Below are 14669 nucleotides of genomic sequence, written 5' to 3'. Positions count from 1 at the left end.
TCCCGGACGGCGGTGGCGTGGGAAGGAGCTCCATGGGCATCAACGTCGACAAGGGCGCAGACGGGATCGCCACCGTCACGGTCGACTACCCACCTGTCAACGCCATCCCGTCCGCGGGATGGTTCGAACTCGGCGAGCAGATCCTCGCCGCGGGCCGCGACCCCGACGTACACGTCGTGATCCTCCGGGCCGAGGGCCGGGGATTCAACGCGGGCGTCGACATCAAGGAGATGCAGGACTTCGAGGGGTTCGACCACCTGCTGGCCGCCAACCGCGGTTGCTACGTCGCGTTCAACGCCGTCTACGAGTGCGCGGTCCCCGTGATCGCCGCGGTGAACGGGTTCTGCGTGGGCGGCGGGATCGGCCTGGTGGGCAACGCCGACTGCATCGTCGCCTCCGACGATGCGGTGTTCGGCCTGCCCGAGGTGGACAGGGGGGCGCTCGGCGCCGCCACGCACCTGGCCCGGATGGTCCCCCCGCACATGATGCGCACACTGTATTTCACGTCGCGCAACGTCACGGCGCAGCAGCTCCACTCGTGGGGCACCGTCTACAACGTGGTCCCCCGCGACCAGCTGGACGCCGCGGCACGCGACCTCGCTGAGACCATCGCGGCCAAGGACACGCGGGTCATCCGGGCGGCCAAGGAAGCCATCAACCACATCGACCCGGTCGACGTGAAGTCCTCGTATCGCATGGAGCAGGGTTTCACGTTCGAACTCAACCTCGCCGGCGTGGCCGACGAGCACCGCGACGAGTTCGTCAAGACGGGCCAGAACTTGGACAAACGAGACAAACGAGACAAGCGATCCGAGAGGACGGGCGAGAACAAGTGAGCAGCACCCCCACCCCGCGCGACAAGCGCACGAGCCTGGACGAGGCCGTCTCGCGCCTCTCCAGCGGCATGACGATCGGCATCGGCGGCTGGGGTTCCCGACGCAAGCCGATGGCGCTGGTACGCGCGATCCTGCGCCGCGAGGACCTCACCGACCTCACCGTCATCACCTACGGCGGCCCGGACCTCGGCCTGCTGTGCTCGGCCGGCAAGGTCTCCAAGGCCTACTACGGCTTCGTCACCCTGGACTCGGCCCCGTTCTACGACCCCTGGTTCGCAGCGCGCCGCACCGAGGGTTCGATCATCTCCCGCGAGATGGACGAGGGCATGGTTCGCGCGGGCCTCACCGCCGCCGCGCAGCGCCTGCCGTTCCTGCCGACCCGCGCCGGCCTCGGCTCGGACGTTTTCCGGTTCTGGGGCGACGAGCTCAAGACCGTCGACTCGCCGTACCAGGTCGACGGCAAGACCGAGACCCTGGTCGCGATGCCCGCCCTGCGCATGGATGCCGCGCTGATCCACCTGGACAAGGCGGACAAGCACGGCAACGCCGCCTTCACCGGCGCCGACGGGTACTTCGACGATCTCTACGCCATGGCCGCGGACACCGTCCTGCTCGAGACCGACGAGATCGTCGATTCCGCGGACGCTCTGATGAACGAGGTCGGCCCGCAGCGCATGCTGCTCAGCCGCATGTTCGTCGACACCGTCTCCGAGGCCCCGAACGGCGCCCACTTCACGTTCGCGGGTGGCTACGGCCGCGACGAGGCGTTCCAGAAGCACTACGCCACGTCCGCGAAGGATGAGACGTCGTGGAAGGCGTTCGTCGACGAGTTCCTGTCCGGGTCCGAGGAGGACTACCAGAAGGCCGTCACCGCGTTCGCGGAGAAGGTCGCTGCCGAGAAGGCCGCCCAGAAGGGAGCCAAGTGATGTCCGACGTCACCACCGAGTCCGCCACAACTCAGTCCATCAGCAGGGCCGAATACTGCGCTGTCGCCTGCGCGGAGATCTTCGCCGGCGCCGGTGAGATCTTCGCCTCCCCCATGACCCCGATGGCCACCATCGGCGCGCGTCTGGCCCGGCTCACGACCGAGCCGGACCTGCTCATCACCGACGGCGAGTACCGATTCCTCGGCCAGACCCCGCCGCTGGGCAAGACCATCGACTTCGAGGGGTACATCCCGTTCCCCCGCGTGTTCGACGTCCTGCAGGCCGGCACCCGCCACGTGGTGATGGGCGCCAACCAGATCGACCGCTTCGGCAACCAGAACCTCTCCGCGTTCGGTGACGACGTGCAGAAGCCCACCCGCCAGATGTTCGGCCTGCGCGGGGCGCCCGGCAACTCGATCAACCACGCCACCAGCTACTGGGTGGGCAAGCACTCCTCCCGGGTCTTCGCGGCGAAGGTCGACGTCGTCTGCGGCGTCGGTTACGACCGCTACACCGAGGGTGACCCCGCCTTCCGTTACCACCACATCCACCGGGTGGTCTCCAACCTGGGCGTGTTCGACTTCGGCGGCGCCGACCGCAGCATGCGTGCGGTCAGCCTGCACCCCGGCGTCACGGCCGACGAGGTCGCCGAGAACACGGGCTTCGAGATCGAGGGCCTGGCCGACGCCGCGGTCACCCGCGCCCCCTCGGACGAGGAGCTGCGCATCATCCGCGAGGTGCTGGACCCGCGCGGGTTCCGCGACCGCGAGGTGCCGGCCGCATGAACGCGCCGACACTGTCCACGGCCTTCACCGAGCTCGTCGGTGTCGAGTACCCGATCGTCCAGACGGGCATGGGCTGGGTCTCCGGACCCGAGCTGACCGCGGCCACGGCCAACGCCGGCGGACTGGGGATCATCGCCTCGGCCACCATGACCTACGCCGAGCTCGAGGACGCCATCGTGCGGACCAAGAAGCTCACTTCCAAGCCCTTCGGCGTCAACCTCCGGGCTGATGCCGAGGACGCCGCCGAGCGGTGCGAGCTGATGATCCGCCACGGGGTGAAGGTCGCGTCGTTCGCCCTCGCGCCCAAGCCGGAGTTGATCGCCCGGCTGAAGGAGAACGGCCTCATCGTCGTCCCCTCCATCGGCGCGGCCAAGCACGCCGTCAAGGTCGCCTCCTGGGGTGCCGACGCGGTGATCGTCCAGGGCGGTGAGGGCGGTGGACATACCGGCCAGGTCGCCACCACCCTGCTCCTTCCCAGCGTCATCGACGCCCTCGGCGGCGCGGGCAACACCTCGATCCCCGTGGTCGCCGGCGGCGGTTTCTTCGACGGCCGCGGACTGGTCGCGGCACTGTCCTACGGCGCCGCGGGCGTCGCCATGGGCACCCGCTTCCTGCTCACCAGCGATTCGCAGGTGCCCGACGCGGTGAAGAGGCAGTACCTCGAGCGCGGGCTGCAGGACACCGTCGTCTCCACCCGTGTCGACGGCATGCCGCACCGCGTCCTGCGCACCGGCCTGGTCAACGCCCTCGAGTCGGGCAGCCCCCTCAAGGGCATTGCCGCCGCCGTCCAGAACGCCAATAAGTTCAAGTCCATGACCGGGATGAAGTGGCAGCAGCTCGCCAAGGACGGCCTCAACATGAGGAAGGCGTCCGACCGGACGTGGCAGCAGATCGTCATGGCCGCCAACACCCCGATGCTGCTCAAGGCCGGGCTGGTCGAGGGCAACACCGAGGCCGGAGTCCTGGCCTCCGGACAGGTCGTGGGCATGATCGACGACCTGCCGAGCTGTGACGAACTGATCCAACGGATCATGACCCAGGCTCACGAACGCCTGGACGCGCTCCGCGAACTCGGCTGAGACACCACCGGACGGACGCCCCCACCTGTGTTCACAACAGGTGGGGGCGTTCGTCTTCGATAATCCCCACGTGTGGTGAACTCTTGACTTATCCTTAGACAGTTCACATATCAGGCGGGCTCGGCCCGTCCCATCCCCTCCGGAGGAACCCCTCATGTCCCGTACTGCTCTCCGTACCGCCGCCGCCCTCGGCGCAGCCACCGCACTGACCATCGCCGGCGCAGGCGTCGCGGCCGCGACCACCGCCGACTCGTCTGTCGACGGCAACACGGTCTCGGTGACCTTTACGCTGGACGGGGGCTTCATCGACGGAGACGCCTGCGGTGCGCTTCTCGCGCCGACCTCGACGGCCGCCACCCTCGCGGGTCAGCTCGCGACCGCCACCGACACGAACCTCCTGGCCACCCTGCAGGCCATCAGCGAGGCCCCCGGGGTTGAACTTCTCAAGACCAACGGCTCCCCGGTCGTCGCGCTGGTAGCCGCCGGCGGCGTCGGCGTGGACTCGGCCACCGCCTCCGCCACCGTCGACTCCAACGTCTACGCGCTGGTCACCTACTGCGCCTCCGACGACGCGCCGGGGATCAACCCGTTCCTCATCGTCGGCGACCCGCTCGAGGCAGTGATGGGCAGCATTGCCTCCGGCAGCGAGGGCGGCCTCCTCGAGACCGGTTCCGCCATGCTCCAGGGCGGCGAGGCCGGCGGCGGCCTCGGCCTCGACACCCTCTCGTCCGCGCTCGGCGGCGAGGCCGAGGGCGAGCTCGACCTGGCCGTCCTGTCCTCCGCGCTCGGCGAGACCAATACCGAGAACTGACCCCTCACCGCGCCCGGGCCTACCGGCGCCACGAGACGGGCCCCGCACCGGCTGGTGCGGGGCCCGTCTCGTCATCGGGGGTCGTCGCCGTCAGGCGTCCAGACGCTCGATGATCGTCACGTTGGCGGTGCCGCCGCCCTCACACATGGTCTGCAGGCCGTAGCGACCACCGGTGCGCTCGAGCTCGTTCAGCAGGGTCGCGAACAGCTTGGCGCCGGTGGCGCCGAGCGGGTGGCCCAGCGCGATGCCGCCGCCGTTGGGGTTGACGCGCGCCGGGTCCGCGCCGGTCTCCTTGATCCACGCCAGGACGACGGGGGCGAAGGCCTCGTTGATCTCCACCACGTCGATGTCGTTGATCGTCAGGCCGGTCTTGGCCAGCGCGTGCTTGGTCGCCGGGATGGGCGCGGAGAGCATCATCACCGGGTCGTCACCGCGGACGGTGAGGTGGTGGATGCGGGCGCGCGGCGTCAGTCCGTACTTCTCGACCGCCTCGGCGGAGGCGAGCAGCCCGGCGGAGGCGCCGTCACAGATCTGCGAGGCGACGGCGGCGGTGAGTGAGCCGCCCTCGGCCAGCACGGGCAGCGAAGCCATCTTCTCGAGGGTGGTCTCGCGCGTGGTCTCATCGGCCTCGAGGCCGGCCATCGGGACGTACTCGCTGGCGAACCGCCCCTCGGCGATCGCGGCGCGGGCGCGGGCGTGGGACTGCAGTGCCCACTCCTCCATCTCCCGGCGGGAGATGTCCCACTTGTCGGCCATCATCTGGGCGCCGTTGAACTGGGAGATCTCCTGGGAGCCGAAGCGCTCGACCCAGCCGGTGGAACCGGTGAACGGGTCATCGAATCCGTACTCGCGCCCGGCGAGCATGGCCGACGAGATGGGCAGTGCGCTCATGTTCTGCACCCCGCCGAACAGGATCACGTCCTGGGTGCCGGACCAGATGGCCTGTGCGCCGAAGTGGATGGCCTGCTGGCTGGAGCCGCACTGGCGGTCGACGGTCGTGCCCGGGACACCCAAGGGCATCCCGGCGGCGAGCCAGGCGGAACGGGCGATGTTTCCGGCCTGGGGGCCGATGGTGTCGACGCAGCCGAAGATGACGTCGTCGACGACCTCCGGGTCGATACCGGTGCGTTCGACGACCGCCTTGATGACGTGCGCGCCCAGGTCGGCCGGATGCTGTCCGGACAGGCTGCCGCCGCGCTTGCCGACGGGCGTGCGGACGGCGTCGATAACGTAGGCCTCGCGGCCGGTCACGCTGGTCATGTGTCTCCTCGGGAAGGGGTGGGAAGGTCAGCCGACGGCCAGGCCGTCGAGCACGATGTTGAGGTATTGGTCCGCGATGGCCGCGTGATCGTTCTCGTCGTCGGGCCGGTACCACCGCACGGCGACCCACACCGTGTCGCGCAGGAAGCGGTAGGTGAGCCGCACGTCGAGGTCACCGCGGAAGTCGCCGGACTCCATCCCCCGGGTGAGCACGTCGGTCCACATCTCGCGGAACTCGGTGTTGCGCTCACGGAGGTAGTCGAATCGCGGGTTGCCGCGCAGGTGCTTGAGCTCGTCCTGGTAGATGGCGACCTCGTCGCGGTCGCGGTGGATGGCCTCGAACGAGGCGCGGACCAGCTGTTCCAGGGTCTCCCGCGGGCCGAGGCCGGCCTCCACGATCCGACGGTATTCGCCGAAGAGTGCGTCGAGGAACCCGCGGAGGATCTCGTCGACGATCGCCTCTTTGGACGAGAAGTGGTGGTAGAGGCTCCCCGAGAGGATGCCCGCGGCGTCCGCGATGTCGCGGACGGTGGTCGCACGCAGGCCGCGTTCGGCGAAGAGCGCTGCCGCGATCGACAGGAGCTCCTCACGTCTGGTCGTACTCGTCATGCACCCACCCTACCAACCAAGCACTTGCTAGGTACCGAGACCGTGTTCGAATGATGATCTGCCGGGACGTGGATGGGCGCGCCTAGACTGCCCGGCATGCGCTCCACCATCACCTCCCCGTCCCGCCGTCACGGCCGTAGGGTCCTCGCGGCGTCGGCGTCACTCGGCCTCGCCCTCGCCCTCTCCGCCTGCACGATCGGTGGGGGCGACGACGGCGAGGGCGGCGCCTCCCCCACCACCGCGGCGGCCGGGTCCGCCGAACCGGAGGAGCCCGGCGACGCGGGATCGCCCCCGCCGGCGGCAGAGGTCGAGCAGCTCGTCCTCACCGCGGAGGACGCCCCGGAGGTGGGTCTGCAGCCCGTCCCCGCCGATGAGATCGCCGGAGGGATGGATGCCCTCGGGGCGTTCACCTCCGACGTCCGGGTCGAGCCGGAACAGTGCGCCGACCTCAGCCAGGACGGGTTGGGCGCGCAGTCGGAGCCGGGCGCGATGGCGATCCAGGCCGGCCAGCTCCGCGACACCTCGATCGCCGTGGCCGTGACCCGGGTGACCGAGGGGCTGCCCGCGCGGGCCCAGCAGATCATTGACTGCCCGGTCATGACGGTGACGTTCCCGTTGCAGGGCGAGGAGATGGTCACCGAGGCGACGAACTCGCTGCTCGACGTCGATGCGCCGGAGGGGGTCGAGGACTTCGCGGCCGTGGTCCAGGACAACTCGATGGACATGATGGGGCAGACGATCCGGACCTCGAACGTGATGATCACGGGAGTCGTCCGAGGGCTCGGCATCTCCGTCACCGCGTCCGGCACCGACGGGCCGATCTCCGACGAGGCCCGGGACACCGCCCTCGGACTCTTCGCCGCGCAGGCCGAGAAGGTCCGGAACGCCTGACCCGCGGCGTCCGTCAGGCCCGCTGCGAGGAGATGGAGACGACCTCGCCGGTCAGGTAGGTCGTGTAGTCGCTGGCGAGCATGGCGATGGTCGCGGCGACCTCCCACACGTCGGCGGCGCGGCCGAAGGCCTCCTTGGCCGCGAGCTCGTCGAGCAGCTCCGTGGAGGCCGACTTCTCGAGGAACTTGTGGCGCGCGATGGACGGGGCGATGGCGTTGATCCGCACCCCGTAGTCGGCGCCCTCGATGGCGGAGCAGCGGGTCAGCGCCATGACGCCGGCCTTGGCCGCGGCGTAGTGGGCCTGCGCCCGCTGCGCCCGCCAGCCCAACACGGAGGCGTTGTTGACGATCACGCCGCCGTGCTCCGCGTCGCGGAAGTAGCGCAACGCCGCCCGCGTCGCGCGGAAGGTGCCGTTCAGGGTGATGTCCAGGACGCGGTCCCAGTCCTCGTCGGTCATGTCGACGAGTTCGGTCTCGCCGCCGAGTCCGGCATTGTTGACGAGCACGTCGATCCGGCCCAGCTTCTCCGCGGCCCCCGCGATCAGTGCGTCGACGTCCGAGGTCGACTGCACGTTGCAGGCCAGCGCCTCGAACTGCTGGTCGGGGAACTCGGCGGCGAGCGCGTCGCGGGCCTCGTTCATGCGGCGTTCGTGGAAGTCGGAGACCAGGACGTCGGCGCCCTCGAGCGCCGCGCGTCGGGCCGCCGAGAAGCCGATCCCGGTCCCGGCCGCCGCGGTCACCACGACCTTCTTGCCCTTGAGCAGTCCGTGTCCGGGGGTCTCCTCGGGGACGACGGCGAGGGGGGATTTCTGCTCGGTCATGACGGCCTTGCCTCTCGGGGTAGTCCGAGCACGCGCTCGGAGATGATGTTGCGCTGGATCTCGTTCGATCCGCCGTAGATGGTGTCGGAGCGGGTGAACAGGAAGAGCCGCTGCCACTGCGCGAGCTCGAGGTTCTCGGGGTCGCGGAGGTCGTTGGGCGCTCCCTCGGAGGTGTGGGTGGGCCCGGTGAGGGACCGTGCCCCCTGCACCTCCATCGCGAGCTCGCCGAGGTCGCGGTGCCAGTTGGCCCACAGCAGCTTCGCGGCGGAGGCGTTGCCACCGGAGGAGTCGCGCTCGGCGAGGGTCCGCAGCGCGTGGGCACGGATCACCTTGAGCCCGATCCACGCGCGGGTAATGCGCTCGCGCACGGCGGGCACCTCGGCGCTGCCGTTCGCGCGGGCCATCGCGACGATCTCGTCGAGTTCGCGGGCGAAACCGACCTGCTGCCCCAGCGTGGAGACCCCGCGCTCGAACTCGAGCAGGGTCATGGCCACCTTCCACCCGTCGCCCCGCTCCCCCACGATCATCCCGGCGTCGGTGACGGCGTCGTCGAAGAAGACCTCGTTGAACTCGGAGGTCCCTGTCAGTTGCTGGATCGGGCGGATCTCCACGCCCGGCTGGTCGAGCGGGACCAGGAGGAAGCTCAGTCCCTTGTGCCGACTCGTACCCGCTTCCGTGCGGGCCACCACGAACACCCACTGACTGAGGTGCGCGAGCGAGGTCCACACCTTCTGCCCGTTGAGGTGCCACCTGCCGTCATCCCCGAGTTCGGCGGTCGTCGAGACGTTGGCCAGGTCGGACCCGGCGCCGGGCTCGGAGTACCCCTGAGCCCACAGTTCGGTGACGTCGATGATCCGCGGCAGGAAGCGGTCCTTCTGCTCCCGGGTCCCGTGGGCGATCAGGGTCGGGCCGAGGAGCGTCTCACCGAGGTGGGACACCCGCGCCGGGGCGTCCGCCTTGGCGTACTCCTCGTGGAACCGCACCTGCTGGCTCAACGACGCGCCGCGCCCGCCGTGCTCGACCGGCCAGCCGACGCAGGTCCACCCCGCCGCCGCCATGTGCCGCTCCCAGGCGAGGCGTTGCGGGAAGAACTCGTGTTCGCTACCGGGGCCGCCGACGCCCTTGATCTCGGCGAACTCGCCGACGAGGTTGGCATCCAACCAGGTGCGGAACTCCGCCGCGAACTCGTCGTCGGTCATCTCCGACGCGGGCGTGCACTTCTCGGGTGCCGAACTCTCGGTCATACGCCCACACTACCAAGCACTTGCTTGGTTTGCCGGAACCGCCCTCCGCCCGCGCCGGGATCGGTTTGGATGACGCCCATGAACTCCCCCTCTCAGCCCCTGTCCGGCAAGGTCGCCTTCATCACCGGCGCCGCGCGCGCCCAGGGCCGGGCCCATGCGGTCCGCCTCGCCTCGGAGGGCGCCGACCTCGTCGTCGTCGACGTCTGCGCGCCCGTGTCCGGGTCCGCCACCTATCCCGCACCCACGCCGGACGACCTGGCCGAGACCGTCCGCCTCGTGGAAAAGACCGGCCGGCGCGCGATCTCGGCGGTCCTCGACATCCGCGACCTGGGCGCGCTGCAGGATCTCGTCGCCCGCACTATCTCCACCTTCGGACGGTTGGACATCCTGGTCGCCAACGCCGCCGTGCTCAGCTGGGGGCGACTGTGGGAGATGCCGGAGGACGACTGGGACACGGTCATCGGCGTCAACCTCAGCGGCACGTGGCGGACGATCCGTGCCGCGGTGCCGGCGATGATCGAGGCGGGAAACGGCGGGTCGATCATCATCGTGAGCTCGTCCGCGGGCCTCAAGGCGACGCCCGGGAACGGGCACTACTCGGCCTCGAAGGCCGGCCTGGTGGCGTTGACCAACGCCCTCGCACTCGAGGTGGGCGAGTTCGGCATCCGCGTCAACTCGATCCACCCCTACTCGGTGGACACGCCGATGATCGACCCCGAGGGCATGGCCGAGCTCTTCGGCCGCTTCCCGTCGTTCCTCCACAGCTTCTCGCCGATGCCCCTGAAGAACGCCCGCGTGGACGGCGCGAGCACGCTCGCCGACTTCATGCCGCCCGAGGAGGTCTCCGAGGTGGTCTCCTACCTCGCCGGGGACGGGTCGCGGTCGATCTCCGGGGTCCAGCTCACCGTCGACCGGGGGGCGCTCAAGTACTGACGCCGCCAGACCAAGCACTTGCTTGGTAGGGTGCAGGCCATGAGCACCACCGTGGAGACCACCCCCGCCGCCCTTCGCCGCGCGGCGCTGACCTGGCCGGACCGCGAGGCGATCGCCGATGTCCAACCGGGACAGGACACCCGCTGGACGTGGGCGCAGCTGCTCGACGAGGTCCGCCGGTTCGCCGCAGGCCTCGTCGCCCGCGGGGTCGCCACCGGCGACCGCGTGGTGATCTGGGCGCCCAACACCCGCCATTGGGTGGTCGCGGCTCTGGGCGTGCAGTACGTCGGAGGCACCGTGGTCCCGGCGAACACCCGCTACACCGGGAGCGAGACGCTCGAGATCATCCAGCGCACGCACGCGGTCGCGGCCGTGGTCGCGGGACCGTTCCTCGGGTCCGATCGGATCGCGGACCTCGCCGCGGCCGCGCGCGGGACGGCGGGCGACACCCTGGCCGGGGTCACCGAGCTGCGGACCCTCGTCCGCATCCCCCTCGACAGTGCCCCCGCCGACAGCATCCACGCCGACAGCATCCACGCCGCGGACGTGCGCCTCCTCGACTTCGCCGACCTCCGGGCGCTGGCCACCGAGGACCTGCTCGCCGAGGCCGACGGCCGCGCGGACGCGGTGACCGGCGACGACGTCGCCGACATCCTGTTCACCTCCGGCACCACCGGCAAGAGCAAGGGCGTCGTGGCCCTGCACCGCCAGACCGTCGCCGGCGCGCGCGCATGGGGTTCCAACGGCGGGCTCACCGAGAACGACCGCTACCTCATCGTCAACCCGTTCTTCCACAGCTTCGGCTACAAGGCCGGCTTCCTCGTGTGCACCCTGTTCGGCGCGACCATCATCCCGTTGGCCGTGTACTCGACCGCCGAGACGATGCGCCTGGTCCAGACCGAGCGTGCCACCGTACTGCCGGGGGCGCCGACCATCTTCCAGACGCTGCTCGACGACCCGTCCCGCAGCGCGTACGACCTGTCCTCCCTGCGCCTGGCCGTCACCGGCGCCTCGGTCGTCCCCGTTGTGCTGGTCGAGCGCATGCAGTCCGACCTGGGGCTGGAGACGGTGCTCACCGCGTACGGGCAGACCGAGACGATGGGGTTCATCACCACCACCACCGCGGACGACGACGACGTCACCGTGGCCACGACCTGCGGCCGCGCCTACCCCGGCATGGAGATCCGGATCGGCGGGTCCGGCGAGATCCTCACCCGTGGCGAGATGGTCATGCATGGCTACCTCGACGACCCGGAGAACACCGCCGAGACCATCGACCCGGACGGCTGGCTGCACACCGGAGACGTCGGGGAGATCGACTCCCGCGGCAATCTCCGCATCACCGACCGGCTCAAGGACATGTACATCACCGGCGGGTTCAACGTGTACCCGGCCGAGATCGAGCAGGCCCTCGCCCGCATCGACGGCGTCGTCGAGTCCGCGGTGATCGGCGTTCCCGACGAGCGGATGGGCGAGGTCGGCAAGGCCTTCATCGTCCGGCGCGAGGGGTCGGGGCTCACCGAGCAGGACGTGAAGGACTTCGCCGCCGAGCACCTGGCCAACTTCAAGCGGCCGCGGACGGTCGAGTTCGTCGAGGCCTTCCCCCGCAACGCCTCAGGCAAGATCCTCAAGACCGAGCTCCGATGACCGCGCCGGGCGGACCCGGCGGAGCGGGCGCAGTGGTGGTCACGGGCGCGTCCGGCGGGATCGGGGCGGCGGTCGCACGCCGCCTGTCCGCCGAGTTCCCCGATGCGCCGGTGGCGCTGGGGTACCGGTCGACCGAGCCCGTCGACCTCGCGCACGACCTGACCGCGGAGGGATCCCGGACCGTCGAGTGCGTCCGCCTCACCCCGGGGCGGGACGGCGCCGACGGGAACGACGACGAGGTGGCCGGGGTGATCGACGGGATCGCCTCCCGACACGGCGGAATCCGCGTGCTGGCCCACTGCGCCGGTCCGCACGTGCCCATGGTGCACCTGTCCCGGATCGCACCGTCCGAGTTCCGTCGACAGCTCGAGGACGACGCGGTCGGGTTCTTCGCGATCGTGCGCCCCGCGCTGGAGCACCTGCGTGCGGTGGCGGGCAACGTCGTCGTCGTCACCACTGCGGCCACCACCCGCTATCCGGTGCGCGACGGACTGTCCGCCGCCCCCAAGGGCGCGGTCGAGCAGCTCGTCCGGGGCCTGGCGGCCGAGGAGGGGCGCTTCGGCGTGCGGGTGAACTGCGTGGGCCCGGGGATGCTCACCGACGGCATGGCCTTCCGGCTCATCGCCTCCGGCGACCTCGACGAGCGGGCGCTCGAGGTCACGCGCGGCAACATCCCCCTGCGACGCTTCGGCACGGCCGCCGACATCGCCGAGGCCGTGGCGTTCCTGGCGTCGGACCGCGCCGGGTTCATCTCGGGCCAGAAGCTCGACGTGGACGGCGGCTACGGGGTCTGATCCCCGCAGCCGCCGCCCCGGGCCGGCAACTACTCAGTTGCCCGCGCTGCCTAACAGATTCTCCAGCGAGCCCTCGAGTGAACCGAACAGGCCACCGTCGCCCTCGTCGATCACATCGACGGTGTCCTTGATCGCCTCCGCGATGTCCTCGATGTCCTCGACCGGGACCGTCGCTCCGCCGGTCTCCTCGGCGATTCTCGCGAACTGCGCGGTGAGTTCCCCGTCCGCCGAGACGACGAAGATCGGGACCCTGTTGCCGGTGGCCATCGGACTGACCGCGGCGGCCGCGACTGCGGCCGGGGCGCAGTACGGATTGTCGGTCGCGGTCCCGTTGGCCAGTGCGATGATGCGATCCGCAGTCAAGTCGGTGACCGGCTCCGGGTCCTTGGCGGGAGCGTCCCCGACCGCGATGATCGCCTTGACCGAGGACGAGTTCCAGGCCTGGCACAACGACAGGGCAATCCCGGAGTAGACCGACTCCGGCCAGTCCCCACCGCCGTCGACACCCAATCCGTCGAGGCCCCCGCGGAACGTGGGCAGGTTCGTCGTCAGATCGGTGACGGTCCGAGCCTGGAACGGATCGCCCGCGTCGCGGTACTCGACCAACCCGACCCGGGTGCCGGCCGACTCCGACGCCAGATCGGTCGCGAGATCGTCGACCGCGATCTTGGTCTGCTCGATGTAGGGGGCCATCGACCCCGTGGTGTCGATGGCGAACATGAGATCGCGGGCGCCGGATTGTGCCGCCGCGGTGGCGGTGACGCTGGTGAGGGTGAGGGTTGCGAGTGCGGCAGCGCTTGCTACCCGAAAGAGAGTGGTACGCATGGGCTTTGTCCTTCCTAGGACGTCTTCTCGAAGTCGCCCGAACGGGTCGTCCACCTCGAACGCTAGGCCCGTCACACCGGGTCGTCTGTCGTACGAATCTATGATTTTCCTCATAACATGCGTCAAACTTTTGTCGCCTCCTGTGGTTGATGCTAAGGCCGCAAAGTTGGCGAATGCCGCCGGACCGCAGTGGTGGTCGACAGGGTTCGATGTAGACTCCCAACCAAGCACTTGCTAGGTAAGGAGAGTCCCAGGTCATGACCGATGCACCCATCCCCCCGGTCCTCGGGGTCGACGACCTCGGGCCGGACACGCAGCCCGTGGCCTACGAGGTCACCGACGGCACCGCGTACGTCACCCTCAACCGACCGGACTTCCGCAACGCGCAGAACTCGGTTATGACGTACTCGCTGGACAACGCGTTCATCAAGGCCGTCGAGGACGATGCGGTCAAGGTGATCGTCCTGCGGGCCAACGGCAGGCACTTCTCGGCGGGCCACGACATCGGCACGCCCGAGCGCGACCACCACGTCCAGTACCCCAACCGCGCGGCGCTCTGGTGGGACCACACCACCCGCGGCGGCGGCGACCGGCGCCTGGCCCGCGAGAGCGAGGTCTACGTGCAGATGTGCCGCCGGTGGCGGGAGATCCCCAAGCCGATGATCGCCCAGGTGCACGGCGCGTGCATCGCCGGCGGGCTCATGCTGGCGTGGGTCTGCGACTTCATCGTGGCCTCCGACGACGCGTTCTTCTCCGACCCCGTGGTGAAGATGGGCATCCCCGGCGTCGAGTACTTCGCCCACGCCTTCGTGCTGGGCCCGCGCCGCGCCAAGGAGATCCTCTACACCGGTCGTAGGTTCGGCGCCGCCGAGGCGCTGGAGTGGGGAATGCTCAACCACGTCGTGCCCCGCGAGGAGCTGCAGGCCAAGGTCGACTCGATCGCCGAGGAGATCAAGGCCATGCCGGCGTTCGGTCTGACGCTGGCCAAGAAGGTCATCAACTCGAACGAGGACCAGATGGGGTTGCAGACCTCCCTGGACACCGCGTTCGGCTGGCACATGTTCGCGCACTCCGCCAACGCCGAGCCGGACGACACCGACTCGTTCTCCGCCTCCCTGGGCGGTATGGACGCGCGCTCGATGCGCGACAGCGCGAACACCGGCTCGACGGGCGGCGCCGCCCCGACCGGCGAGAAGAAGGACTGACGCC

General features: G+C 69.8%; 15 protein-coding genes. 10 read left to right on the top strand and 5 right to left on the bottom strand.

What is annotated here, in order from left to right:
• Nucleotides 1-32: 32 nt before the first annotated feature.
• From VZF99_RS02880 to VZF99_RS02860, 5 genes are all read left to right on the top strand, one after another.
• Entirely contained in the window at nucleotides 33-836 is an 804-nt protein-coding gene (locus VZF99_RS02880) for an enoyl-CoA hydratase family protein (protein WP_407335663.1), read from the top strand.
• Nucleotides 833-1762, top strand: a complete 930-nt coding sequence (locus tag VZF99_RS02875; protein WP_120284551.1) for a CoA transferase subunit A — start codon at nucleotides 833-835, stop codon at nucleotides 1760-1762. Before VZF99_RS02880 ends, VZF99_RS02875 begins: the two co-directional genes overlap by 4 nt.
• Nucleotides 1762-2547 carry a CoA-transferase subunit beta gene (locus tag VZF99_RS02870; protein WP_163375486.1) on the top strand — a complete coding sequence of 262 codons (786 nt, stop codon included), beginning with the start codon at nucleotides 1762-1764 and terminating at the stop codon, nucleotides 2545-2547. Before VZF99_RS02875 ends, VZF99_RS02870 begins: the two co-directional genes overlap by 1 nt.
• Complete coding sequence (locus tag VZF99_RS02865) at nucleotides 2544-3626, top strand: nitronate monooxygenase family protein (RefSeq protein WP_120284555.1); 1083 nt, start codon at nucleotides 2544-2546, stop codon at nucleotides 3624-3626. Before VZF99_RS02870 ends, VZF99_RS02865 begins: the two co-directional genes overlap by 4 nt.
• A 154-nt stretch (nucleotides 3627-3780) precedes the next feature.
• Complete coding sequence (locus tag VZF99_RS02860; protein ID WP_407335662.1) at nucleotides 3781-4437, top strand: hypothetical protein; 657 nt, start codon at nucleotides 3781-3783, stop codon at nucleotides 4435-4437.
• A 90-nt stretch (nucleotides 4438-4527) separates the two neighbouring features.
• Here the strand turns inward: VZF99_RS02860 and VZF99_RS02855 are convergent, their stop codons facing one another.
• Both VZF99_RS02855 and VZF99_RS02850 read right to left on the bottom strand, forming a co-directional pair.
• Nucleotides 4528-5697 carry an acetyl-CoA C-acetyltransferase gene (locus VZF99_RS02855; protein WP_407335661.1) on the bottom strand — a complete coding sequence of 390 codons (1170 nt, stop codon included), beginning with the start codon at nucleotides 5695-5697 and terminating at the stop codon, nucleotides 4528-4530.
• Nucleotides 5698-5724: 27 nt separating this feature from the next.
• Nucleotides 5725-6306, bottom strand: coding sequence for a TetR/AcrR family transcriptional regulator (locus VZF99_RS02850; RefSeq protein ID WP_407335660.1), 582 nt, complete (start codon nucleotides 6304-6306; stop codon nucleotides 5725-5727).
• A 96-nt stretch (nucleotides 6307-6402) separates the two neighbouring features.
• Between VZF99_RS02850 and VZF99_RS02845 the strand changes: the two genes are divergently transcribed.
• Nucleotides 6403-7197: a hypothetical protein gene (locus VZF99_RS02845; protein WP_396468026.1), complete on the top strand. Its 795-nt coding sequence runs from the start codon at nucleotides 6403-6405 to the stop codon at nucleotides 7195-7197.
• Between the two features lie 13 nt (nucleotides 7198-7210).
• Here VZF99_RS02845 and VZF99_RS02840 read toward each other — a convergent pair whose 3' ends face one another.
• Nucleotides 7211-8017, bottom strand: coding sequence for an SDR family oxidoreductase (locus VZF99_RS02840; RefSeq protein WP_407335659.1), 807 nt, complete (start codon nucleotides 8015-8017; stop codon nucleotides 7211-7213).
• Nucleotides 8014-9261 (bottom strand): acyl-CoA dehydrogenase family protein, encoded by a 1248-nt coding sequence (locus VZF99_RS02835; RefSeq protein WP_407335658.1) that lies wholly within the window; start codon nucleotides 9259-9261, stop codon nucleotides 8014-8016. The genes VZF99_RS02840 and VZF99_RS02835 overlap by 4 nt, the downstream gene beginning before the upstream one ends.
• Nucleotides 9262-9339: 78 nt before the next feature.
• Between VZF99_RS02835 and VZF99_RS02830 the strand changes: the two genes are divergently transcribed.
• The 3 genes from VZF99_RS02830 to VZF99_RS02820 are packed head-to-tail and all read left to right on the top strand — an operon-like array spanning nucleotide 9340 to nucleotide 12635.
• Complete coding sequence (locus VZF99_RS02830; protein ID WP_407335657.1) at nucleotides 9340-10194, top strand: mycofactocin-coupled SDR family oxidoreductase; 855 nt, start codon at nucleotides 9340-9342, stop codon at nucleotides 10192-10194.
• A 39-nt stretch (nucleotides 10195-10233) separates the two neighbouring features.
• Nucleotides 10234-11841 (top strand): FadD3 family acyl-CoA ligase, encoded by a 1608-nt coding sequence (locus tag VZF99_RS02825; protein ID WP_407335656.1) that lies wholly within the window; start codon nucleotides 10234-10236, stop codon nucleotides 11839-11841.
• Nucleotides 11838-12635, top strand: a complete 798-nt coding sequence (locus VZF99_RS02820; RefSeq protein ID WP_317470286.1) for an SDR family oxidoreductase — start codon at nucleotides 11838-11840, stop codon at nucleotides 12633-12635. Before VZF99_RS02825 ends, VZF99_RS02820 begins: the two co-directional genes overlap by 4 nt.
• 33 nt (nucleotides 12636-12668) lie before the next feature.
• Here VZF99_RS02820 and VZF99_RS02815 read toward each other — a convergent pair whose 3' ends face one another.
• The gene (locus VZF99_RS02815; protein WP_407335655.1) at nucleotides 12669-13460 is read right to left on the bottom strand and encodes a VWA domain-containing protein; all 792 of its coding nucleotides are present in this window, start codon (nucleotides 13458-13460) and stop codon (nucleotides 12669-12671) included.
• 257 nt (nucleotides 13461-13717) lie between these two features.
• Here VZF99_RS02815 and VZF99_RS02810 point away from each other — a divergent pair, with 257 nt between their 5' ends.
• Nucleotides 13718-14665 carry an enoyl-CoA hydratase gene (locus VZF99_RS02810; RefSeq protein ID WP_067711795.1) on the top strand — a complete coding sequence of 316 codons (948 nt, stop codon included), beginning with the start codon at nucleotides 13718-13720 and terminating at the stop codon, nucleotides 14663-14665.
• The last annotated feature ends 4 nt before the right edge of the window (nucleotides 14666-14669 follow it).

The sequence above is a fragment of the Dietzia kunjamensis genome (assembly GCF_045689975.1).
GTDB lineage: Bacteria > Actinomycetota > Actinomycetes > Mycobacteriales > Mycobacteriaceae > Dietzia > Dietzia kunjamensis.
Note: the sequence above shows the minus strand (reverse complement) of the source record. Positions and strands in the feature narration are given on the sequence as shown.